Genomic DNA, 22,285 nt, shown 5'->3' on the forward strand with positions numbered 1-22,285 from the left:
TTTTTTTAGCATTCCCTAACTGAGTAATCAGATAAAGCATCACCATGACATGTACATAGTCTTTTGGTATACCACGCTGAATCAGCACTCGACGAAGATTAAATAAAGTTGGTTTACTGTAAGTGATTTTTGTGCCCAAAATCGTGTCATTACTTCAGTTATCTCGTCATAAGTTAGTACTCTTGCTCCAGTGAGTTCTAACTCTTGGTTCAAGTAAGCATAATTTGTTAAGCAATCAGCAGCTACTTCACCAATATCTCTGGTATCAATAAAATTTGTTTTTGAATGACCAGCTAGAATAAACAGAGCATGGTTGTTCTTGATATCATTCTGATATGTCGTGTTTAAATTTTGAATGAAGAAATTAGTATGGATAAAAGTATGAGATATCTCTGCTTCACGAATCATTTTTTCAATTCTATGATGAGGAGCCACCAGTTTTTTTTCAACACCAATTAAAGAAACGAAAACGATTTGCTCGATATTTTGTTGTTTGGCATAGGCTAAAAAAGAAGGTATATCTTCTTTTGGTTGTAGAAGACTACATGAAAATTTAAATTGTGAGAGAAATCAACAATTTTTATAGTATATTAGTTATTTTAAGTAAACCAAAAGTGATTTTTTAGCTTATTTAAGTTATCTATTGTTGGAATATGGGAATTAACATTTTCTGTTGTTGTTATTTGATGGTAAACTATTTTTGAAATCAGCTGAATTCAAAAATAATATTTACAGGGGGAACAATAATGCCCAAAAAAGTATTTGTACTATTTTCTGTACTGTTAGTTTTACTTAGTGTAGTAGTGCCTGCATCGGTTTCAGCTCAAACCATCGAGAAAAATCAGCTATCAAAGGTAGAATTAAGTGAAAGCATGAATTTCCAAAAAGGAATTAAAAAATCAAAGCTGGTTTTTGCTAATTTATCTGATCAGCAAAAAAAGCAGAGATAGATAAATTAGCCAGTGAATTAGAGTTTATGTTTACACAAGCATTACTAATAAATGAACAAGGAGATATTGTTGGTATTGATTATGCGAAGCTAGAAGAGAAGTATGGGACAAAGCGAACTAATTCTCAGGGGTACTCCGAAATAAAAGATTTCAGTTTAGTACGACAAAATAATTTGGTGCGTGGTGCATTTTTAGATTGTATGTCAAGCTCGATAAAAGATTTCATTGGTGCAACTTTATGGTCTGCAATTATTAGTGCCGGTGTTATGGGGTTCATTAAACAAATGGCATGGCGTGAAGTAGCTGCTTTAATTGTTGAATTCGCTGGTGCAGAATTTACAGTAATAGCATTGGTAGGAACATTATCATGGATGGCAATAAACTGTGCATAAGAGACTCTACTGCTTACCATTCATTGTTTCGTTTGTTGTCATTTTCGGAGGTTATGGGGGAGTTGATCTGATTACTTCTCATACTTATAACATCATCAGATACATAAACTTGTTCATCACTATAAACATATTCATGACAATTTATATGCTAGCAAAATTATCAAAAGAAGAAAAACAGAAAAAAAAGTGGTTTTTATTTGGGTATCTTTTTATTCTAATTCTTTGTAGCGTATTCGCTCATGCAAAATATGACCATTCAATGATTCCGGTTGAATCGTTTACAAATCAACAGATGTTAATAAATGTAGATAAACGCGACTTGGAACTGACAAAAGAAAATAAACGATTTTATAAGAAACATACAGAAAAATTTACGAATATTTCTTCTGATTTCTCTTTATCTAATCTCAATAAAAAAACTGGATATCTTTATGTTGGAAGAATCACTTGCGAGTTTTGTCGGTCCTTCATACGCTATACTGCTTATACGAACCAAAAGATAGATCAGCCTATCTTTTATATAGATACTGATAGGTTGACATTTCAAGAAAAGCAGATAATGTATGCTAAGTTAAAGATTTCTGGCGTGCCATCTTTTTTTAAAACAAAAAAGGGGAGTTACACACGATTTCAGGGCAATACTATCGCTGATTTTAATTATTTTGTTCAGGGCAAGTAAGTTACCTAGAATTCAATTTTGAAAGGAGGGATGACACAAGTTGTCATCCCTCCTTTTTTGATACCTCGGTCCTTTTTTAGAGTTAACTGCTTGAACAAAATCTTATTTCACAATGGCGCTAGTATCTGACGTAATATAAGTTTCCTCTACGGTCGCATTCAGAGGCTCTGTTTGTTCGTCCCATTCTTGTGCACTATATTTTAATTTTGCTTGAAACTCATAACCAATCAAGGTATCTGGAATGGTCACATCTGGTCGCTCAGCTAAAATTTGTCCATAACTGAGTACAAAATTTAAAGAAATAGTTCCTTCATCTAATTCACCAGTTTCTCCTTTCCAAAATGTGTCGGGTAGGTGTACAATAATACGATTGTCAGAGACATCCATGATTTCGGTAGTCAATTTTGCTTCTTCATGGCCAAATATTGAAGAATAAGAAACATTTCCACTAATAAATGTTAGAAAATTTGGTAAATGAGTAATCTGAGTGAATTCTTCAGGGATCTGGAGAAGAATAGCAGCGTTGTCGCCTTTGATAAAATCAGTATTCTTTACTGTATAATGAAGTGTTTGAGTGCCTGTAAAAGGTAATTCTTGAATGTAAGGAACCATTTGACCAGCTAGTACTCCACTTGTTCCTTCTTTTATTTCGGTTTGTTCCTCAAGCGTTGTCGCGAACGAATGGGTTGTAGTGTCGCTGACTTGTGCATAGGCTACTGGACCAGTCAGAGTTACAATGAATAATGTAGTAAGTAAACTTGTTTTTAATAACGATTTCATTTTTTATACCACCTTTATTTAATTATTTTTAATCATCATATCACTAATATACACGTGCTTTTTATTTGGATTTTAAATGAACTTTAGAAAAAATAAATAACGAAAGTTTTTTTGGCATATTAAAAAATAGATTTGAAAAATAAAAAGGAGGAAATAGTGAATCATTGCTAAATTAAAGGTGTAAAAAAATAAACATAGAGGAGGAACGTATAGTATGGATGATGAAAGGAAGAAAGAATTAGATACCACAATTATAGAAAATAAACGATTTTGTAAAAAATTATTGGATAAAAATTTAGCGGATTTAGAAAAATTGATAGAAAATTATCAAGAAGAAAAGGGATATTCAGAAATTTTATTGATTGAAAGAATCAAAGATATTACGAAAAATTTAGAGGATATTTCAATTGATATTTATACGACTGATGAAATTGAACGCACGTTGTTCACGCTTATCTGAAAAAAAAGTCTGGGACGCATTTATACGCCCAGACCTTTACTTGATTGGAGGCTGTTTGCCTAGAAACTGTTGTAGTTTTTTCCAATCATTAATACTTGGTGGATAAGCCCATGAAACAATTTGTGTACAGTCTTCAGATGATGTTTCGAAATCTTTGAGCCGGTCAGTGATGAGAATATCAGGATGATCAGTGGTCAATTTGATACTTGAATGACTGTTTAGACTTAGTTTTGAAAGAATCAACCTTTGGTATTTTGAACCACCAATCAAATCTAGTTTAAGCTTGATTTCACTAGTAACAATGTTTTCAAATAGTTCATCAAGAATAAGTAAAAAGATAAAAATAATATAGCGGTTTTGACTATTGAACATATCAAAAGAGTCATCAAATAATAAATGAATCAATTGAACTTTATCGGGAAACAACTCAATTAAGTAAAATTGTTCAACAAAAAATAAAGCATCTACCCGTTTACTATAGATTAAGAAAACATCTTGGATAAAGTTTTTCATTTTGAAAAAACCATAATCAGGATTGATTCGATTTTTAAATGAAAGATTTTGTTGATCTAATCTATCAATTATACGAACTGTTTTGGTATAGGCGACTGAAACTAACTCAGAATTAATAATTGTTGTCGACATGAGGAGGATGTTTTCTACTTCTAAGAAATATTTAATTTCCTGATACCAAGTTAACGCAGTCTTTTCAGAGAGAGCAAATCTTTTTTGCAAGTCTTGGGTAAATTGATTCTCATAGCTAGTATTTGTGAAAATCGAATCAACTAAATAATAATTTCCTTTCATTCTGATAATGCCAATTGTGACATAGTATTTAATTTTTTTCCTATCTTGTGAAGAAAGATTTGCTAGCTTGAAATGAGTTTCGATTTTTCTGGTCAGATTTTCAGCTTCCATTTCCAATTTATTGGAAAAAACATAATCTTCATTTCTAAAAATGTTGATATAGATGGAATAAAAAAGATTTCGAATACTCAATTCATCACCAGAAATACATAAATTTTCGTCCAGTTTTAAATGATAACCATTTAAAAATTTGTCTAATTTGTTAACGATGCTATAGGCATAGGAAAGGCTTAAGAAATTGTCATTCGCAAATTTAGTTACACTATATTCTTTTTTCAACAATATACGATCGAGCAGTTTGAAAGCCATATTATTTTTACAATAGTTTTGAATGAGAAGGTTAAAAAGAAAACTTGAATTTGCTTTGATGAAAACACTACCACGACTGCTTTTATCAATCAAAGTAAAATCACTACGATAATAATATTTGACATCATCGTTTAAATTATCTACCAATTTAGATACTTTGTAATAGGATAATCCGCTATACTTTTCAATTTCTTGGATGCTTCGTTCCTTATTTGAATTGATTAGATAGAAAAAAATCCTTATCTTAGATTGTTCTTCTTTCGATAGTAAACTTTCCATTTTCAAGCTCCTTTTGATAAAAACAATACAAGCACTATTGCCTTTACTATAAAATAATAGAATTATAAAAATAAAATAACTCTTTTGTGTTATATATAAGAGTTAAATTGTTATAATATATTATATAAATATTATAACAATAATTAGTATAACATAAACAAAAATAACATCTTTTTTAATATTAAAATCCTGTTTTAAATAATAAAAAAGACGTTGTATGTACGTTATAGTAGAATTTATTACAATTATTCATCCGCTGTTTATCTCAAATAAATGATTTGATTGTTGAATTATGCTGAGAATGAAAAATCAAAAAATAGTTTCCTGTTGTGTTAAATTCTGTAACATAGCAGTTGTTTTCTAATGGATTCAATCTTTAATGTTGTTATCAAAAGAGGAATTTAAATAAAATAATCATCCGATTTTTTATTTTTTAAATCAAAAGTGAAAATAAAAAAAGTATTTACTTGTGTGTTTTGCTATACTTTTTTTGTGTTGATCACAAATAGAGTAATGCCCAATTCTATTTACACTTCCATCAAACCCAGATTTATTCCAATAGCCATTAACGCTTGGTTCAGCAAAGTGATCATTGCTGGACTTTTTTTCTTTCATTTTTTACTTCATATAATACGGATAGATGAATTATTTTTGTCTGGTAGCTAATATTATTCTTGTTGCTTTCATTAAATGGAGCATTTGAACGCTGTTATTACTATTACTTAGGCTGTTTCTCTGGCTAGTCAGATCATTAATAAAAAGCCCTCCCAAAAAGATTAACTTTTGAGAGAGCTTTTTATTTGTTGAAAGGAGCTAATTCAAATCCAACCGAAAATCAAGTGGACGCTCCTTATTTTTGCTTTTATGATAGAGCCAATAATCTAAAACAGCAGCAATACAAATGCAAAGTGGCGCATCTTCATCCTTGGTCACATCTAGTACATAGTAATCACCAGTAAACAACGTAGCTTTGTTCATCGCCATGATTGGCTGATTGAAATGATGGATGTGGTAACGATGATTGTAAATATCACCTTGAACTGTCCAATGAAGGTGACGAATATAATAAAAATCACCTGGCCAATTAAAAATTTTCTGCATGGTGCCAACTTTTTCAAAATCTTTGTAAAGTTCAAAGCGAGTACCAAATGTCAGGCTGACTTGCTTGATGTGCGCAACGAGTTTTCCATTCATTGAATAAAGCGAAAGTGCATCGCCTTTCGTTCCCCAACGACCAACCATTAAGAAAAGTGATTTTCCATCCTCATTTTTAACGATTGTTCGAGTCGCACGACTAAGCTGTTTTTCTTGAATGAAAAATTCTGACATCGTTATCCCTCTTTTCTAACTAAGAACTATAAGTCTTCAGCAATCGCACGTAAAATTGCTTTGCCAACGCCAGATTCTAAATTCGTTGCAGTTGTGTATTTTGCATATTCTTTCACGTCGATTTCTGCATTTCCCATAGCGAAGCTCACGCCTGCTACTTGTAACATACTGACATCATTGAAATTATCTCCGATAGTCATAACATCGTCTAAAGAAATGCCACGGTCGTTTGCTACGTGGGCAACAGCAATCCCTTTTTGGGCGTTTTTATGATTGACTTCAATATTGTTTTGACCAGAAGAAGTAACTGTTAGATTACCAAGCTCGTCAATTTGTTTGCCGACAGGGCCCAGAACACTTGGTCCTTCAGTATGGAAACAAATAATTTTTAAGACTTCAATTTCCTCATCTTGTTGTAAAAGATTGCGAATACTATCGATGTAATTAATATGAAGTAATTCTAAATTTGCAGAAGCCATTGCGATGGCCATTTTGTAAGTCAAATGTGGTAAGTGCGTTGCAACCATGGAAGCAAAACTTTCAATTCTTTTTGCTTGGCTTTCAGAATATAAGCCTTTATTTGTCGAAACTTCATAATAGATGTTGTTTTGATCTAAAATGTCTAGTACAAGTGTTGCTTCTTGATTGGGGATAGCAACTGTAAAAAGAGAATTGCCTTCTTTATCAAAAACTTGCGCACCGTTTAAAGTAATCATTGCACAATCGATACCAACTTCGTCTAACGCTGCACGCGCTTCCTGATAATTACGACCAGTGGCTACCATGAATTCGATTCCAGCTTTTGTGGCAAAGCGAATCGCTTCGGCATTTTCCGGTGTCACGCTCATGTGTGAATCTAATAATGTACCATCCATATCGGATGCAATTAGTTTGATCATAATTGTTTACCGTTCCTTTCTAATTCTTCTTCTTAGTTTACCATATTAAGGAGGCGAGGCGGAGAAGATTGTCCCTTGTTTAAGAATAATTTGTAGGTTATCCTTTGAAAAGGAGGTGGAGGATTTTGAAAGAAATCATTCATAATAGTTGGCAAGAAATCTTAGCAGCTGAATTTGAAAAACCTTATTATCAATCTTTACGTGAATTTTTAAAAACAGAATATCAAACACAAAAGATACATCCCGATATGTATCATATTTATGAAGCATTAGAATTAACGCCCTATGAAAAAGTCAAAGTAGTCATTTTGGGTCAAGACCCTTACCATGGTGTAAATCAGGCACATGGTTTATCTTTTTCAGTACAACCAGGCGTGAAGACACCGCCCTCACTGGTAAATATTTACAAGGAAATGCAGTCGGATCTGGGAATTTCACCAGTCCAGCATGGGAATCTAGTCTCTTGGGCAAAGCAAGGCGTTTTATTGTTAAATACCGTCTTGACTGTTCGAGAAGGACAAGCCTATTCACATCGTGGCAAAGGCTGGGAACAATTGACGGATCGGATCATTGAAAAATTAAATGAACGAGAACAGCCAATCGTCTTTATTTTATGGGGGAAACCGGCTCAAGAAAAAATCAAGATGATTGATCGTAGCCGTCATATCGTTTTGACTTCTCCACATCCAAGTCCATTGTCAGCACATCGTGGCTTTTTTGGCTCGAAACCATTTTCAAAAACAAATGATGCGTTGGTAGCTTTAGGTGAAACACCCATTGAATGGCAACTACCTGAAACAGTGTAATAAAACAGCGCTTTCCTGTTATAGTGCAGTTGTATATATATGTGAAAAACTTCATTTTTATAGCATTTATGACTAATACAGATAAAATAAACTGTTCTTTTTTTTGAGAATAGTGTATGATTGGATATATAAAATATCTGGAGGTCATCTCGTGGAATTGTTTGATAATTTAAGATTTAAAATTGTTCGTCGTGGTATTAAAATCGTTTTTCCAGAAGCAACTGATGCAAGAATTTTGGGAGCTGCCGCTCGTTTGAAAGCAGAAGAATTGATGGAACCAATTTTGATTGGTAACCCAGAAGAAATCAAAAATGCAGCTCATGCACGCGGTATCAAGGCTTCAGGTTTTACAGTCATTGACCCTGCTAATTATGCACAATGGGATGAAATGGTTGATGCTTTTGTTGAGCGTCGTAATGGAAAGGCATCCAAAGAACAAGCACAAGAAATTTTAAAAGATGTCAATTACTTTGGTACAATGCTGACTTATATGGGAATTGCTGATGGCATGGTTTCTGGTGCTATTCATTCGACTGGCGACACAGTTCGTCCAGCATTACAAATCATCAAAACAAAACCTGGTGTGAGTCGTACAAGTGGTGCGATGATCATGGTTCGCGGAAGAGATCAAGAAAAATATGTCTTTTCTGACTGTGCAATCAATGTGAACCCAACGGCTCAAGAATTAGCTGAAATCGCGGTAGATTCAGCGAAAACAGCTGAGTTATTTGACATCGAACCAAAAGTTGCGTTGATGAGTTTTTCAACAAAAGGTTCTGCTAAAGCAGCTGAAGTAGATAAAGTCGTAGAAGCAACAAAAATTGCGAAACAATTAGCACCTCAATATATGATTGATGGTGAATTACAATTTGATGCTTCTTATGTGCCCGCAGTTGCACAATTGAAAGCACCAAATTCGGATGTTGCAGGACAAGCAACTGTTTTCGTTTTCCCAGAGTTACAATCTGGAAATATTGGGTATAAAATTGCGCAACGTTTTGGTAACTTTGAAGCAATCGGCCCAATCTTACAAGGACTAAACAAGCCAGTTTCTGATCTGTCACGTGGGGCAAATGAAGAAGATGTTTATAAATTGTCTATTATTACTGCAGCGCAAACTTTGATGGACTAATAAGGTCGCGAAAAAGGGTGTGGTACCAAGCGTTCATTTTCAGATAAAGAATGAACAACTGGCTCCAACAAGCAAGTCAGCGACCGTTTTATTTTCAAACATTTGATTCTTGATAAGGGTGTATGACCTCGGTCGTGCACTCTTATTTTTCTTTAAAAATTGGCTGTTCCGCGTTATACTTGCACATAGAAACAGGACGAAGCATAGAGGATAGAAAGTAGAGAAGAGAAATGATTGAATTAACAGGATTAGAAATGACGGAAGAACTTGCGAAGGTAATTGGAGAAGTTGCTGAAGCTGGTGATAATTTGATATTAACGGGTGATCTTGGTGCTGGAAAAACGACAATGACTAAGGGAATTGCTTTGGGATTAGGCATTGATCAAATGATCAAAAGTCCCACATATACAATCATTCGTGAGTATGGACAGGGAAGATTACCGTTGTATCATATGGACATCTATCGTGTGGCGGCAAGCGGTGCAGACTTGGGATTAGATGAGTACTTTGAAGGTGATGGACTATCTGTTATTGAATGGGGAAATTTATTGGAAGAAGCTGTGCCAGAAGATTATCTGGAACTGATTTTAGAAAAAAGTGATACAGATTTGAACAAACGCTATGTGAAATTTCGCGCATATGGTAGTCAAGGAGCAGATTTTGAAAAAAGAATACGAAATGGATGGGAAAAAATCAATGGCTGAGGAAATTAGTGTGGTAATCCGTGAGGCTACTCCAGAAGATGCGCAAGAAATTTTGACAATGAGTAAACAGGTTGGTAGCGAAACAGAGTTTTTAGTGATGGATGAAGAAGGATTGCAGTTATCACCAGAAAGACTGGCTTTAGAACTAGGTTATTTGGCTGAAAGTACGAATAATTTGTTGTTGGTTGCTTTAGTTGGGGGAAAAATTGTTGGGACAGCTTCCGTAAAAGCTACTAATGAATATCGAATCGCTCACATCGGAGAAATTGGAATTAGTTTACTAAAAGAGTATTGGGGATTTGGATTAGGAACATTGCTGATTGAAGAAATTATTGATTGGGCAAAGAACAGTAAAAAAATTTTTCGCTTAGAGTTACAAGTTCAAGTTCGAAATGAACGAGCAGTACATTTGTATCAAAAATTGGGGTTTGAAATCGAATCAACGATGCCAAGAGGTGCGAGAAGTGATGCAGGTGAATTTTTAGATGTTTATCAAATGAGTTATTTGGATTTATAATATTAGATCTGTTTCTGCTAAAATAATCAAATCAAGTGTGGGCACAAAAAGACGAGTTTTATCAATAAAATTAAAAACAGGAGAACAACAATTGTCAAAAGCTAAAAAAATTTGCTTATAATAGGGATAGGAATTGTTGTTTATTTGCTTACCGTATATCTTTATGGACACATCATTTTATTTGCAGATTCTTTCGATCAATTGTATCAATCTGATTCAGGGATAATTAAAAATTTTAGTAGTGTTTTGCTAAGGTTATTGTTTACCCCAGCGCTCAGACTTATGAAAATTATTGTATGAATAGTTCTTCTGGTTATTGTAAATAAAAATAAGAAAAAATAAGAACCTTGTTTATCGAATGGATAAACAAGGTTCTTATTTTTTAAATTTTGAAGTGATTTAGTCGTTCGGAGCTGGACACTTCTTTCCAATAAGCCCAAATGACTAAAAAATTTGAGAAGCAATTTCTGGTCATTTATTCTTATTTCTCGAAGCTGAACGCTTGGCTCCATAACCTTTTTTCACAATCTTACTTCAAAGTAACCAATTTCTTAAGCGGCTCCGTCCCAAAATGCTTTTCTTGATAAAGCAAAATTTCAGCACAAGCTCGACTATCTTCTAACGCATCGTGATGATGATCTAGTGAAATAGAAAGATTCTCACAAACCGTATTGAGTTTATGGTTAGGGAATTCTGGAAATAGTTTGCGACTACTTTTCACCGTACATAATGATAAATAATTTGGTTGATCGAGGTGATAGTAGTCCAAACAGCCGGCTAACACTTTAGTATCAAAAGCGGCGTTATGCGCAACTACTAGCCGATTTTGTTGAAAATAATTTTGAATCGTTGACCAAACTTCTGGAAATTTTGGTGCATTTCGCACATCTTCTTGATGAATGCCATGAATTTGAACATTACGCCAGAAAAAAGGTGTTTCCGGCTGGATCAAGGTATAGTATTCATCAACAATCTGACTATTTTGAACCATCACTAATGCCAATGAACAGGCACTATGTGGTTGATGGTTAGCTGTTTCAAAGTCCATTGCAACGAAGTTCATTTTCATAAACCCCCCTTTAAAAAGTATTCTAACATAGATTATCGAAAAATAAATTGTTTCTAGAAATCAAAACAAATCGTTACATTTTTAAGTCTAGCTCTACTGGGCAATGATCACTACCAAAAATTTCAGTATGGATTTTGGCATCGATTAAATTGCTATCCAAAGAACGACTTGTTAAAAAATAGTCGATGCGCCAACCGGCATTATTTTTCCGTGCATTGAAACGATAGCTCCACCAAGAATAAATGCCTTCTTGCGTTGGATAAAAATGACGGAAAGTATCAGTAAATCCTGTAGCAAGCAAATGAGAAAAGGCATTGCGTTCTTCAAGGGTAAAGCCAGCATTCTTTTGATTTGTTTTCCAGTTTTTTAGGTCAATTTTCTCATGTGCTACATTTAAATCACCACAGATGATGACTGGCTTTTGTTTGTTTAACTCATTTAAGTAGTTTTCAAAAGATTTTTCCCATTCAAGTCGATAAGCTAATCGCTTTAATTCGCTTTGCGAGTTTGGCGTGTAGCAGGTAACTAAGAAGAAGTTTGGGTATTCTAATGTAATCAAACGACCTTCTTGATCGTGTTCATCAATTCCCATACCGTAAGAAACAGTTAGTGCCTCTTCCTTAGCAAAAATGGCAGTACCTGAATATCCTTTTTTGACTGCGTAATTCCAATATTGATGATAACCAGGCAAGTCTAACGCTATTTGTCCTTCTTGTAATTTCGTTTCTTGTAAACAAAAGAAATCTGCATCTAACTCATGAAAGACTTCCATAAAATTCTTTTTCATAATCGCTCTAAGGCCGTTAACATTCCAAGAGATAAGTTTCAAAATAGACACTCCTTTTTACTTAAGTACGTCTTTTTTCTGTTCTCATTGTACTTCAATTTTATCAAAATGAAAAATGGTGTAAAATTAAGTTAAGAAAGAATTATTGGAGGAGAAAAAATGAAGATTGGCGTAATCGGTATTGGCAACATTGCAGAAAAAGCGTATCTACCCACTTATGCAAAAAATCAAGGAACATTGACCTTTTATTTTGCAACTAGAAATGAAGAAACGAAAAAAAGAATCAAAGAGATGTATGGCTTTTCTCATTTGTATGAAACGATTGATGAATTGATTGCAGAAAAAATCGAAGCATGTATGATTCACGCAGCAACAAAAGTTCATTATGAACTCGCAAAAAAATGTTTAGAACATGGAATCCATGTATTTATTGATAAACCATTAAGTACTTCGTTGAATGAAGTAGCTGAGTTACAAGCTTTGGCAGAAAAAAATCAAGTTGTATTGATGATTGGGTTTAATCGTCGCTTTGCACCGATGGTTGATGAATTGAAGCAATTGCCTAATAAACGTCTGATCCAGTTGCAAAAAAATCGAATAGCTGCACAAGAAACAACGGAATTTGTTGTGTATGATCTTTTTTTACATTTAGTAGATACAGCTGTTTATTTATTGGATGAACCCATTACTCGAGTGAACAGTAAGATCATTGAACAGAATGATTATCTAGAGCTTGCAATCTTGCATCTCGAAACGGCTAATCAAACGGCTATTTTAACAATGGATTTGAGAAGTGGTGCGAACACGGAACAGTATCAAGTAACCAGTGAACAAGGGACTTACGAAGTTCGTAATCTGACACAGATGACGATTCAACAAGAGGGACAAACACGACTAAAGGAATTTGGCGATTGGACGAATACTTTAGAAAAACGCGGGTTTGAGCCAATGGTCATGGCATTTTTTGAACAAATTCAACAAGCGCAATCAAATAATCAACAGTTAAAACAAGCAGGAGTCTATCAGAGTCACGAGCTTTGTGAACAAATGATCCGGGTGCATCTTCGTCATCTGCTTTAACATCGAGGGTAGTAACTTTGTTTTAAGCGTGATAGAATGATGTGGATGTTTGAAAAGAAAGGAAAATCCTCAGTGAATAAAGAAGAATTAATGAAGCACTTACCAGAGATAACTTTGCTCTTAGATGAACCGTTGATGAATTATACATTTACCAAGACTGGTGGACCAGTAGATGTCCTTGCTTTTCCAAAGAGAAAAGAAGAAGTCAAAGAAATCGTTGACTATTGCAGAATGAATCAAGTGCCTTGGATGGTATTAGGAAACGCTAGCAATTTGATCGTTCGTGATGGCGGGATTCGTGGTGTAGTTATTATGTTGACTGAAATGAATGCTGTTCATGTAGAAGATACAGTTGTTGTGGCAGAAGCAGGTGCGAAACTAATTGATACAACTTATGCAGCTTTGGCGGAATCATTAACAGGCTTTGAATTTGCTTGTGGAATTCCAGGAAGTGTTGGCGGGGCTGTTTATATGAATGCGGGAGCGTATGATGGTGAAATCAAGGATGTCCTTGCAGAAGTCGATGTTTTACTTGAAGATGGAACGATGCAAACACTAACCAACGAAAAAATGAATTTTTCTTACCGTCATAGTGAAATCCAAAATATGAATGCAATCGTGTTAGAAGCACGTTTTCAATTAAAAAAAGGAGACTACCCACAAATTAAGGCGCGAATGGATGAACTAACTGAATTGCGTCAATCTAAACAACCTCTTGAGTATCCCTCTTGTGGCAGTGTATTCAAGCGTCCTGTTGGGCATTACACTGGACAATTGATCCAAGAAGCAGGTTTACAAGGCTTAAAATGGGGTGGCGCACAAATTTCTGAAAAGCATGCAGGATTTATTGTCAATATTGATCATGCAACGGCGACAGATTATGTGGAATTGATTGGTCATATTCAACAAGTCATCAAGGAAACGTTTGATGTGGAATTGGAAACGGAAGTTCGAATCATTGGTGAATTAGCTCCAGAAAAAAATTCAACAAAATTTTAAGAGAAGGTTGTGGCACCAAGCGTTTAGCTCCGAAAAAATAAAGAATAACTGGCAAAAATGGCTGTCCATATTTTTGGACAGTGATGAATTATTTCGAGGAGTTGCTTGGGGAACACCGTGAAGAAGGTTGTGGCACCAAGCGTTCAGCTCCGAAAAAATAAAGAGAATAAGAAACAATTTCTTACAAGTTTGTGTGATTATTTAAGAAATGGCGTTAAAAGTTGTGACAATCGTCACAACTTTTTTTGTTGATCTAAAATTATGTTATTTCTTTATTTGTCAAATGCTTGATAGTGTCTGATTTTTTTATCTGTCTTTTAAATTTTTCTCATAGCTGTTGTTATTGTGATTTTGTTCACTTATAATGAGCTTTGGGAAAAAAGGAGGAAAAAAATGAAAAAATTATTAGCGAGTTTATTTATTGTGACATCTGTTATCACGATGAGCGCCTGTTCATCAGATAATTCAGCTTCAAAGGAATCATCAAACTCAAGTACAAAAGAAACAACAGATGTGTCTTCTGGTGCATCTGAACAAGCATATACAGATCCAAAAGAAATGAAAGATTCCTATGACCTAGTGATTGTTGGTGCTGGTGGAGCTGGAATGACTGCTGCAATTGAAGCAAAAGATGCTGGATTAAATCCAGTTATTTTGGAAAAAATGCCAGTTGCGGGCGGAAATACTTCAAAATCTTCGAGCGGAATGAATGCCTCTGAAACTAAATTCCAAAAAGCAGATGGCATCACAGATTCAAATGACGCGTTTTATGAAGAAACCTTAAAAGGTGGTGGAGGAACGAACGACAAAGAAATGTTACGCTACTTTGTTGATCATTCAGCAGACGCTATTGATTGGTTAGACACAAATGGTATTACTTTAGATAACTTAACGATCACAGGTGGGATGAGTGAAAAACGTACGCATCGCCCATCAGATGGTTCTGCAATTGGTGGCTACTTAGTTGAAGGGCTTTTGAAAAACGTTCATGAACGTGAAATTCCAATTTTTGTAAACACTGATGTTACAGATATCAAGAAAAATGACGGTACAGTGAATGAAGTAACTGTACAAGTACAAGGTGAAAAACCAAAAGAAATCACTGGAAAAGCAATTGTTGTAACAACTGGTGGTTTTGGTGCAAGCAAAGAATTGATCGAAGAATATCGTCCAGACCTGAAGGGTTATGTAACAACTAACCAAGAAGGTTCAACGGGTGATGGCATCAAGATGATTGAAAAACTTGGTGGACAAGCAGTGGATATGGATAAAATTCAGATTCACCCAACTGTTCAACAAGACAAAGGTGTTTTGATTGGTGAAGTTGTCCGTGGTGAAGGTGCAATTCTTGTCAATAACGATGGTGAACGTTTTGTAAATGAAATGGATACTCGTGATAAAGTATCAGCAGCAATTACTGCTTTGCCAGACAAATCAGCTTACTTGATCTTTGACCAAGGCGTACGCGATCGTGCGAAAGCAATTGATTTCTATGATGAAAGAGGCTATGTTACAGCTGGTGATAGCATTGAAGATTTAGCAAAAGCAATCAATATTCCTGAAGAAACATTAGCAAAGACAGTTACTACTTGGAATAGCGAAGTAGCAGATAAAAAGGATACACAATTTAATCGTACAACTGCGATGGACAATGATTTATCAAAACCAAAATATTATGCAATCAAAATCGCACCAGGGATCCACTATACAATGGGTGGCGTGAAAATCAATACGAACACAGAAGTATTGAATGCAGATAATGAACCAATTAAAGGTTTATATGCGGCTGGTGAAGTAACTGGCGGCTTACACGGGGATAACCGAATTGGTGGAAATTCAGTAGCAGAAATTATTATTTTCGGACGTCAAGCGGGGCAACAAGCTGCCAAATTTGTTTCTGAAAACTAAAAACAAGCTTGGGATAAGTAATATCCCAAGCTTGTTTGTTACTTTAGCATTTCAACTTTACAGCAGCAAACAAGCATGCAAACTATTTTTTAGTTGGCATGCTTGTTTGCTTTTTCCAAGTGAACTGACTGGAGATTACAGTTTCTTTAAATGAACATCGAGAACAAACTTACTTTGATTACTAATAAAATAAGATTTTGAAAATTCAAATGCCCGACCTTTTTGATCGTAACCAATTTGTTCGATTACCAATACAGGATCATTTTTTTTGATACCTAAAGAGTCACTAACTTCTTCATTTGCATGATCTGCATAAACAATTCGGCGTGCATCAACTAACTGTAACTTCGCTTCATGACCTAAATAGTCATAAACGGATCCTTGCAAGATTTCTTCGGTGATTGGTGCGATAGCGACCGGCATAACGACATGTTCGAAACTATAATATTGGCCATTCAATAAACGAACGCGCTTAAATTCATAAACAGGGTCCGTTTTATTTAAAGATAAGTTTTGCTGTTCTTCTTCTGTAGGCAAACGAGCATCAAAAAACAAAATATTACTTTTGATTTCTTGATCACGATGGGAATAAGTTACCCCAACCGGTAAATCTAAGGGAAGTAATTCGCTTGTGTTGTTTTCAATTGTTGGACGAATATATGTACCCGAACCTTGCTTACTAAATATTAATCCCTCATTTTCTAATAAAGATAGTGCTTTTTTTAATGTAATGCGAGAAACATCATATTTTTCTGCAAAAAATTCTTGGGTAGGTAATAAAGTCCCAGCACGATAATGATTTGTTAAGATATCACGCTTAATATCTGAGTAAATTTCGCGGTATTTGTACAATTTGTAAACCTCACTTTTTATTATTTGTATACACATTTTAATGAAAAAAAGATAATTTGTATATATAATTATAAAATTAAGTGTTTACAAATTATCTTAGTTGTATATAATTAAATCAGAAAACGTTTTCTCTAAAAAGTAGAAAAGGGAGTATTACTATGAAATTTGATGTACAAAAACTTCAAGAGCCATTGTTAAAAGTTTCAGCTTGGGTTGAAGGCAATACTATTCTACAGGCTGTAAAAAATGCGTTTGTCCGCACTATCCCATTTACTGTTGTTGGGTCATTTTCCAATTTAATTAAAATGCAGATCGATGCGTTGATTAAAAATCAAGGAATCGATAATGCAATTCTAACAAATATTAGTAACTTATTTGGTTACTTAGGAAATGCTACATTAGGAATCGTTGCTATTATTGTTGTCTTTTCTTCAGCTTACTCTTATGCGATTGAATTAAAACAGAAAGAAAAAAATGAACGCTTAAATCCAATTATTGCAACATTACTTGCATTGTCTGCTTACTTTGTAATGGTACCAAATAATGTGAATTATCTCGACTCTAAGGCAGAAATAATCGAAGGTTTTGCTTCTTCTTTCTTCAGTTATGAAGGTATGTTTACCGCATTGATTGTTGGAATGATCGCAGTTGCTTTATTTGCTCGATTTACACGAAGTAAATTTACGATCAAGATGCCGGGGAATGTTCCACAAAATGTTTTTGATTCCTTTTTCTCATTGATTCCGATCAGTGAAGTATTATTGATTTTTGGTGTTCTTCGTATCGTGATCCAATCATTAGGATATGTTTCATTGTTACAAATGATTTCTGAAGTGTTAATCAAACCATTGTTGACTGTTGGAACAGGCTTACCTGCAATTATTATTGTCATTTTATTACAACAAATTTTATGGTTCTTAGGATTACATGGTTTTAATATCGTTTGGGGAGTTGTTTCCGCGTTTTGGTTACCGGTTTTCTTAGAAAATGTTGCGAAGTTTGCAGAAACACAAAGTTTTGCTGGCATCTCAATCGCACCAAATACTATGACAAATGTTTATGCAATGATTGGTGGTTCAGGGGCAACCTTTGGCTTGATCATCGCCATGCTAATTTTTACGAGAAAAGGTGAAAAAGAACGAGAAGTTGCCAAATTAGCATTGATTCCTGGTTGTTTTGGTATTAATGAACCAGTTATTTTCGGATTACCAATTGTTTTAAATCCATTGATGTTCATTCCTTGGATCGTTGTACCAATCGTCAATGCCGTGATTGCTTATGTGGTAACTTCACTTGGCTGGGTCGTTCCATTAGTTGTTTTAAATTCAGGGAATGAACCAATTTTTATTAGCACTTGGGTCTTAGGCGCCTTCCATATTAGTCCAGTCATCTTGACTTTTGTATTGGTGGTCCTAGATATCATCATGTATGCACCTTTTGTCATTTTGAATCAACGACAAGAAAGAGCAGCAGACCAATTGATGGCTCGTTCAGCTGAATAATCGAATGAATTGTAGAAGAATAGAGGAGTGTCACTCATGAAAGATATTTACACAGTCGCACATACCCATTGGGATTTTGAATGGTATTTTACCCGTCAAGAAGCGCGCGTTCAATTTATTTTCCATATGGATGAAGTTTTAGAAGCTTTAGAAACAAATCAATTAGATTATTATACGCTTGATGGTCAAATGTCGATTATTGAAGATTATTTAGCTCTGTTTCCAGAAAAAGAAGCAGATATCAAAAAATTTGTGACAGCAGGACGCTTGTTCATTGGTCCATGGTTCACACAAATTGATGAGATGACTACGTCAGGTGAATCGATTGTTCGTAATCTAAAAATTGGAATTGCAGAGGCCAAAGCATTAGGTGGTGTGATGCGAGTTGGTTATCTACCAGACTCTTTTGGACAAGGACAAGATATGCCAAAAATTTATCAAGGATTTGATATTTCTCACGCATTGTTTTGGCGAGGAATGCCAAGAGAAGCGGAAGCTCGTTACTTTTACTGGTCAAGCAATGATGGCTCAAAAGTCTTAACAGCAAATATCAAAAACGGATACTATGCTGGTGTGGAATTGGTTGAGCAAAATCAATTTGATGATCTTGCAGAAAAAATCAGTACACAGACACCAAGTGAAACACATTTGTTACCAGTAGGTGGTGACCAACGAGCAGTTGACTTTGATTTGAAACAACGAATCAATTTAGCCAATCAAGAAAGCGAAGCAACGACTCGATTCATTGAAAGCAACTATCCGATTTTCTTTAAATCTTTAGAAAATGAATCTGAAAAACTTCCTGAGTTCTCTGGAGAATTTATTGAACCGTCTGATTCAAAAATCCATCGTGGCATTTATTCTTCTAGATATGATTTGAAACAGGTTTACGATCGATTAGAACGTAGCTTGACGTATCAATTAGAACCATTATCTGTCGTAGCAGCAAATCATGGTATTCCTGTCAAACAAGGACTGATTACAAGCTTGTGGAAAATCGTTGCCAGAGGACAAGCCCATGATAGTGCAGGTGGCTGTAACAGTGATAAAACGAATCAAGATATCTATATGCGTGGGATTAACGGATTACAAGAAGCGCAGTCTTGTGTGGATTATTTATTGCGAAAATTGAGCATTTCTTTGAACCAAGGACAAGAAAATCAAGTATTTCTTTGGAATCCATTACCCTTTGAATTGTCAACGATTCGTAAAGTGACACTTTCAACTAAAACACCTGATTTTTCATTAGTTGATCAAAACGGTGAAAAAGTCGAAATTGAATTGTTAAGTCAAAAACGAGAAAATGCCGCTCTTTTGAGAAGAAATCCAGCAGCGATGAGTGATGAACACTACTATGTAAGTGAAGTAGCAATCAAGTGTACATTGCCTTCAATGGGATGGCTTTGTTTTACTGTCGAAGAATCGGCTGCAAGTGTACCACAGCTTGCAAAAGCAACGGAGTTAGAAAATGACTGGTATGTGATCCAATTAAAAGAAGGAAAACTAAACCTTTACTCAAAAGAATTGAAGAAATGGTACCATGATTTCTTATGGTTTGAAGACAGTGGTGATGAAGGCGACACTTATGATTATTCACCAGCGTTTAATGACTGGTTCCTAGAACTTGATTTTGCACAGCATCAACAAGTAGTGGTTGAACAAGGCAACTTGATTAGTCGAATGACGATTGAGGGAGAATGGGCATTACCTTTTGACTTACGTTCACGAAAAGAACAAGTAACCGATGGAACAGTCAGCTATACGATGGTTCTGGAATGCAACAAACAAACGAACTTGATCGATGTGCATCTAACTTTAGATAATCAAGTCCTTGATCATCGTTTACGTTTGATGATAGCAACCAAAACAGCGGCAAATGTTTCTACAAGTGATACGCCATTTGGCATCATCCAACGGCCAATTGAAGAAAAACATCTACCTGATTGGAAAGAAATTGGCTATAAAGAAGAACCAACAAGTATGCGACCAATGTTACATCTTGCCAATCTTCATGATGAAAAAGAAAGCTGGTCATTTTTAACTAGAGGTACGAAAGATTTCCAAGTGATCGATGGTGAAAGACAGCAATTAGCAATCACTGTTTTACGTGGTGTGGGTTACTTAGGGCGTCCAGATACGTGGCGAAGACCTGGAGATGCTTCGGGACTTCAAACAAAAGTTGTCCCGACACCAGATAGCCAATTAGTGGGAACAATTGTATTTGAAGGAAGCATTGTTTTAGATGAACTTTTTAATAGCCAAAAGTTACAAACCAACTATTTAGAAACAACACAAGAAGCGCTTGACTATCAAACGCAGGAATTGAATCGTTTTACAACACCCATCCAATATTTCCCAGTCAATCCAAAATCACTTGTTGAAGATCCGCGAGGAAAAGTGACAGCTAGTGAGTTGACTGTTGTATTTAGTAGCCTCCAATCAACCATTGATGGAACAGGGATCGAATTACGTTTGTACAATTCAACAGATATAGCACAAGAAATACCAGGAAAACTCTCTTTTGATGTACCTGCGGAAGTAAAACTACTGAATTTGGAAGGCAAAGTAATTGATTCTGTAGCCAAGAATGTAATAACGTTAGCGATGGATGCTTTCAAGCCAGGTGAGATACGAACATATGGCATTTTTTTCAATAAACAAGAAATGGAGTAGTGACGTGATCAATCAAACAGAGTTAATCAATGAAATCCAAAAATATGCAATGACTATTAACTTAAAAGACGAAAAAGCAACAAAGTTATTTCAACATGCACTCGTTGATACAATTACGAATACTGTTTCTGTAAGAGAAAATGGTGAAATCTTTGTTGCCACAGGTGATATTCCCGCCATGTGGTTAAGAGATTCAACTTTTCAAGTCTTACCTTATTTAGAAATCGTCCATGAAGTGCCCGCAATCAAACAATTGATTCATGGCGTATTGAAGCAACAATTAACGTATATCAAGCATGATCCTTATTCTAATGCATTTAACAAGGAAACTGGTGGCGGTCATTACAGTAATGACACGTCAAATATTCCAATTTCACCATTAGTTTGGGAAAGAAAGTTTGAAATCGATTCATTATGTGCACCATTTTTCTTAGCGTTTCATCTGTACAAAAAAACAGGTTATGAAGCGCATTTGACACCTGATTTTTGGGCGATTGCTGAGTTGGCAATCGATACGTTCATTACAGAGCAACACCACGAAACATCAGAATACCTTTTCCAACGTACAGATTGTCCGCCATCGGACACTTTAGCAAGAGAAGGAAAAGGCACACCGATAAGTTATACGGGAATGGTCTGGAGTGGATTTCGTCCAAGTGATGATGCGTGCACCTATGGGTACTTTGTCCCAGGAAATTTATTTATTCTAGTTATCTTAGATCAATTACTAGAATTGTTAGCAGTGAAAACGGAAGAAGACCAAGAAGTATTACGTCAAAAAATCCAGAAGTTACAAAAAGACATATCAGAAGGTGTCCAACAATTTGCTATTTTACATGACGATAATGGTAAAAGTTATTATGCCTATGAGGTAGATGGTTTGGGAAATCATTTATTTATGGATGATGCAAATGTTCCTAGCTTATTATCTTTACCGTTTTTAGGTTATGTGAAAGAAAACGATCCACTTTATCAAACGACACGTCAGAAAATTTTAAGTAAAGAAAACCCTTATTATTATTCTGGAACTTACTTGGCAGGAATTGGCAGTCCGCATACACCACCAAATTATGTATGGCCGATTTCACTTGCGATGGAAGGCTTGACTTCAACGAATCAAGACTTTGTTGAAGAAAAAATTGATCAAATTGCTAAAACCGACGCTGGAACTTTGCAGTGTCATGAGGGAGTTGATGTGGACAATCCTGAGAATTATACGAGAGAATGGTTTTCTTGGGCAAATATGACGTATTGTGGTTTGGTTTTCCATTATTTGAAATTAAATGGAAAATGAATTGCTAGTGAGGCTTGA

At 35.1% G+C, this 22,285-nt stretch carries 22 protein-coding genes; 14 read left to right on the forward strand and 8 right to left on the reverse strand.

Annotated elements, in window-relative coordinates; translation table 11 throughout:
• Positions 1 to 81: 81 nt before the first annotated feature.
• A complete protein-coding gene (locus AC4BC3_RS02440) occupies positions 82 to 408 on the reverse strand; it encodes a hypothetical protein (protein ID WP_490466878.1) in 327 nt (108 codons plus the stop codon).
• A gap of 338 nt (positions 409 to 746) precedes the next feature.
• On the opposite strand from AC4BC3_RS02440, the gene AC4BC3_RS02445 reads away from it, so the two are divergent.
• The 3 genes from AC4BC3_RS02445 to AC4BC3_RS02455 all read left to right on the forward strand — a co-directional run bounded on the left by AC4BC3_RS02445 (position 747) and on the right by AC4BC3_RS02455 (position 2,021).
• Entirely contained in the window at positions 747 to 950 is a 204-nt protein-coding gene (locus tag AC4BC3_RS02445) for a hypothetical protein (RefSeq protein ID WP_490466879.1), read from the forward strand.
• Positions 951 to 976: 26 nt separating this feature from the next.
• Positions 977 to 1,342 (forward strand): hypothetical protein, encoded by a 366-nt coding sequence (locus AC4BC3_RS02450; RefSeq protein ID WP_490466880.1) that lies wholly within the window; start codon positions 977 to 979, stop codon positions 1,340 to 1,342.
• 145 nt (positions 1,343 to 1,487) lie between these two features.
• The gene (locus tag AC4BC3_RS02455; RefSeq protein WP_490466881.1) at positions 1,488 to 2,021 is read left to right on the forward strand and encodes a DUF6568 family protein; all 534 of its coding nucleotides are present in this window, start codon (positions 1,488 to 1,490) and stop codon (positions 2,019 to 2,021) included.
• Positions 2,022 to 2,123: 102 nt separating this feature from the next.
• Here the strand turns inward: AC4BC3_RS02455 and AC4BC3_RS02460 are convergent, their stop codons facing one another.
• Positions 2,124 to 2,801 carry a hypothetical protein gene (locus AC4BC3_RS02460; RefSeq protein WP_206910678.1) on the reverse strand — a complete coding sequence of 226 codons (678 nt, stop codon included), beginning with the start codon at positions 2,799 to 2,801 and terminating at the stop codon, positions 2,124 to 2,126.
• Positions 2,802 to 3,015: 214 nt separating this feature from the next.
• On the opposite strand from AC4BC3_RS02460, the gene AC4BC3_RS02465 reads away from it, so the two are divergent.
• Complete coding sequence (locus tag AC4BC3_RS02465) at positions 3,016 to 3,261, forward strand: hypothetical protein (protein ID WP_206910679.1); 246 nt, start codon at positions 3,016 to 3,018, stop codon at positions 3,259 to 3,261.
• A gap of 36 nt (positions 3,262 to 3,297) precedes the next feature.
• Here AC4BC3_RS02465 and AC4BC3_RS02470 read toward each other — a convergent pair whose 3' ends face one another.
• From AC4BC3_RS02470 to AC4BC3_RS02480, 3 genes are all read right to left on the reverse strand, one after another.
• Positions 3,298 to 4,716: a helix-turn-helix domain-containing protein gene (locus AC4BC3_RS02470; RefSeq protein ID WP_206910681.1), complete on the reverse strand. Its 1,419-nt coding sequence runs from the start codon at positions 4,714 to 4,716 to the stop codon at positions 3,298 to 3,300.
• 813 nt (positions 4,717 to 5,529) lie between these two features.
• On the reverse strand, positions 5,530 to 6,045 hold the full coding sequence (locus tag AC4BC3_RS02475) for an LURP-one-related/scramblase family protein (RefSeq protein ID WP_206910683.1): 516 nt from the start codon (positions 6,043 to 6,045) through the stop codon (positions 5,530 to 5,532).
• 26 nt (positions 6,046 to 6,071) lie between these two features.
• Positions 6,072 to 6,944 (reverse strand): Cof-type HAD-IIB family hydrolase, encoded by an 873-nt coding sequence (locus tag AC4BC3_RS02480; protein WP_206910685.1) that lies wholly within the window; start codon positions 6,942 to 6,944, stop codon positions 6,072 to 6,074.
• Positions 6,945 to 7,069: 125 nt separating this feature from the next.
• On the opposite strand from AC4BC3_RS02480, the gene AC4BC3_RS02485 reads away from it, so the two are divergent.
• The 4 genes from AC4BC3_RS02485 to AC4BC3_RS02500 all read left to right on the forward strand — a co-directional run bounded on the left by AC4BC3_RS02485 (position 7,070) and on the right by AC4BC3_RS02500 (position 10,103).
• The gene (locus AC4BC3_RS02485) at positions 7,070 to 7,750 is read left to right on the forward strand and encodes a uracil-DNA glycosylase (RefSeq protein ID WP_206910687.1); all 681 of its coding nucleotides are present in this window, start codon (positions 7,070 to 7,072) and stop codon (positions 7,748 to 7,750) included.
• A 151-nt stretch (positions 7,751 to 7,901) separates the two neighbouring features.
• Complete coding sequence (pta, locus tag AC4BC3_RS02490; protein ID WP_071868813.1) at positions 7,902 to 8,882, forward strand: phosphate acetyltransferase; 981 nt, start codon at positions 7,902 to 7,904, stop codon at positions 8,880 to 8,882.
• 230 nt (positions 8,883 to 9,112) lie between these two features.
• Positions 9,113 to 9,586 carry a tRNA (adenosine(37)-N6)-threonylcarbamoyltransferase complex ATPase subunit type 1 TsaE gene (gene tsaE / locus AC4BC3_RS02495; protein ID WP_490466882.1) on the forward strand — a complete coding sequence of 158 codons (474 nt, stop codon included), beginning with the start codon at positions 9,113 to 9,115 and terminating at the stop codon, positions 9,584 to 9,586.
• The gene (locus tag AC4BC3_RS02500; RefSeq protein ID WP_490467278.1) at positions 9,579 to 10,103 is read left to right on the forward strand and encodes a GNAT family N-acetyltransferase; all 525 of its coding nucleotides are present in this window, start codon (positions 9,579 to 9,581) and stop codon (positions 10,101 to 10,103) included. The genes tsaE and AC4BC3_RS02500 overlap by 8 nt, the downstream gene beginning before the upstream one ends.
• A 529-nt stretch (positions 10,104 to 10,632) precedes the next feature.
• Here the strand turns inward: AC4BC3_RS02500 and AC4BC3_RS02505 are convergent.
• Together AC4BC3_RS02505 and AC4BC3_RS02510 are read right to left on the reverse strand one after the other, a co-directional pair.
• A complete protein-coding gene (locus AC4BC3_RS02505; RefSeq protein ID WP_206907019.1) occupies positions 10,633 to 11,166 on the reverse strand; it encodes a 3'-5' exonuclease in 534 nt (177 codons plus the stop codon).
• A 79-nt stretch (positions 11,167 to 11,245) separates the two neighbouring features.
• A complete protein-coding gene (locus AC4BC3_RS02510) occupies positions 11,246 to 12,001 on the reverse strand; it encodes an exodeoxyribonuclease III (protein ID WP_206907021.1) in 756 nt (251 codons plus the stop codon).
• A 117-nt stretch (positions 12,002 to 12,118) separates the two neighbouring features.
• On the opposite strand from AC4BC3_RS02510, the gene AC4BC3_RS02515 reads away from it, so the two are divergent.
• From AC4BC3_RS02515 to AC4BC3_RS02525, 3 genes are all read left to right on the forward strand, one after another.
• Complete coding sequence (locus AC4BC3_RS02515) at positions 12,119 to 13,039, forward strand: Gfo/Idh/MocA family protein (RefSeq protein WP_490466883.1); 921 nt, start codon at positions 12,119 to 12,121, stop codon at positions 13,037 to 13,039.
• Between the two features lie 72 nt (positions 13,040 to 13,111).
• The gene (murB, locus tag AC4BC3_RS02520; RefSeq protein WP_490466884.1) at positions 13,112 to 14,038 is read left to right on the forward strand and encodes a UDP-N-acetylmuramate dehydrogenase; all 927 of its coding nucleotides are present in this window, start codon (positions 13,112 to 13,114) and stop codon (positions 14,036 to 14,038) included.
• Positions 14,039 to 14,431: 393 nt separating this feature from the next.
• Positions 14,432 to 15,946, forward strand: coding sequence for a flavocytochrome c (locus AC4BC3_RS02525; RefSeq protein ID WP_490466885.1), 1,515 nt, complete (start codon positions 14,432 to 14,434; stop codon positions 15,944 to 15,946).
• A 135-nt stretch (positions 15,947 to 16,081) separates the two neighbouring features.
• On the opposite strand, the gene AC4BC3_RS02530 is transcribed toward AC4BC3_RS02525, so the two are convergent.
• The gene (locus AC4BC3_RS02530) at positions 16,082 to 16,798 is read right to left on the reverse strand and encodes a GntR family transcriptional regulator (RefSeq protein WP_490466886.1); all 717 of its coding nucleotides are present in this window, start codon (positions 16,796 to 16,798) and stop codon (positions 16,082 to 16,084) included.
• Positions 16,799 to 16,956: 158 nt separating this feature from the next.
• Between AC4BC3_RS02530 and AC4BC3_RS02535 the strand changes: the two genes are divergently transcribed.
• The 3 genes from AC4BC3_RS02535 to AC4BC3_RS02545 are packed head-to-tail and all read left to right on the forward strand — an operon-like array spanning position 16,957 to position 22,267.
• Positions 16,957 to 18,300 carry a PTS sugar transporter subunit IIC gene (locus AC4BC3_RS02535; protein WP_206907030.1) on the forward strand — a complete coding sequence of 448 codons (1,344 nt, stop codon included), beginning with the start codon at positions 16,957 to 16,959 and terminating at the stop codon, positions 18,298 to 18,300.
• Between the two features lie 36 nt (positions 18,301 to 18,336).
• Positions 18,337 to 20,973 (forward strand): glycoside hydrolase family 38 N-terminal domain-containing protein, encoded by a 2,637-nt coding sequence (locus tag AC4BC3_RS02540; protein WP_490466887.1) that lies wholly within the window; start codon positions 18,337 to 18,339, stop codon positions 20,971 to 20,973.
• Positions 20,939 to 22,267 carry a glycoside hydrolase family 125 protein gene (locus AC4BC3_RS02545; RefSeq protein ID WP_206907034.1) on the forward strand — a complete coding sequence of 443 codons (1,329 nt, stop codon included), beginning with the start codon at positions 20,939 to 20,941 and terminating at the stop codon, positions 22,265 to 22,267. Before AC4BC3_RS02540 ends, AC4BC3_RS02545 begins: the two co-directional genes overlap by 35 nt.
• Positions 22,268 to 22,285: the final 18 nt, after the last annotated feature.

The organism is Enterococcus sp. AAFC-DPL-6103, from assembly GCF_058216595.1.

What these genes read in the sequence shown, in the direction of transcription:
- AC4BC3_RS02440 (WP_490466878.1), bottom strand. Translation starts at nt 408, where the DNA reads ATGATTCGTGAAGCAGAGATATCTCATACTTTTATCCATACTAATTTC.
- AC4BC3_RS02445 (WP_490466879.1), top strand. Translation starts at nt 747, where the DNA reads ATGCCCAAAAAAGTATTTGTACTATTTTCTGTACTGTTAGTTTTACTT.
- AC4BC3_RS02450 (WP_490466880.1), top strand. Translation starts at nt 977, where the DNA reads ATGTTTACACAAGCATTACTAATAAATGAACAAGGAGATATTGTTGGT.
- AC4BC3_RS02455 (WP_490466881.1), top strand. Translation starts at nt 1,488, where the DNA reads ATGCTAGCAAAATTATCAAAAGAAGAAAAACAGAAAAAAAAGTGGTTT.
- AC4BC3_RS02460 (WP_206910678.1), bottom strand. Translation starts at nt 2,801, where the DNA reads ATGAAATCGTTATTAAAAACAAGTTTACTTACTACATTATTCATTGTA.
- AC4BC3_RS02465 (WP_206910679.1), top strand. Translation starts at nt 3,016, where the DNA reads ATGGATGATGAAAGGAAGAAAGAATTAGATACCACAATTATAGAAAAT.
- AC4BC3_RS02470 (WP_206910681.1), bottom strand. Translation starts at nt 4,716, where the DNA reads ATGGAAAGTTTACTATCGAAAGAAGAACAATCTAAGATAAGGATTTTT.
- AC4BC3_RS02475 (WP_206910683.1), bottom strand. Translation starts at nt 6,045, where the DNA reads ATGTCAGAATTTTTCATTCAAGAAAAACAGCTTAGTCGTGCGACTCGA.
- AC4BC3_RS02480 (WP_206910685.1), bottom strand. Translation starts at nt 6,944, where the DNA reads ATGATCAAACTAATTGCATCCGATATGGATGGTACATTATTAGATTCA.
- tsaE (WP_490466882.1), top strand. Translation starts at nt 9,113, where the DNA reads ATGATTGAATTAACAGGATTAGAAATGACGGAAGAACTTGCGAAGGTA.
- AC4BC3_RS02500 (WP_490467278.1), top strand. Translation starts at nt 9,579, where the DNA reads ATGGCTGAGGAAATTAGTGTGGTAATCCGTGAGGCTACTCCAGAAGAT.
- AC4BC3_RS02505 (WP_206907019.1), bottom strand. Translation starts at nt 11,166, where the DNA reads ATGAACTTCGTTGCAATGGACTTTGAAACAGCTAACCATCAACCACAT.
- AC4BC3_RS02515 (WP_490466883.1), top strand. Translation starts at nt 12,119, where the DNA reads ATGAAGATTGGCGTAATCGGTATTGGCAACATTGCAGAAAAAGCGTAT.
- AC4BC3_RS02525 (WP_490466885.1), top strand. Translation starts at nt 14,432, where the DNA reads ATGAAAAAATTATTAGCGAGTTTATTTATTGTGACATCTGTTATCACG.
- AC4BC3_RS02535 (WP_206907030.1), top strand. Translation starts at nt 16,957, where the DNA reads ATGAAATTTGATGTACAAAAACTTCAAGAGCCATTGTTAAAAGTTTCA.
- AC4BC3_RS02540 (WP_490466887.1), top strand. Translation starts at nt 18,337, where the DNA reads ATGAAAGATATTTACACAGTCGCACATACCCATTGGGATTTTGAATGG.
- AC4BC3_RS02545 (WP_206907034.1), top strand. Translation starts at nt 20,939, where the DNA reads ATGGCATTTTTTTCAATAAACAAGAAATGGAGTAGTGACGTGATCAAT.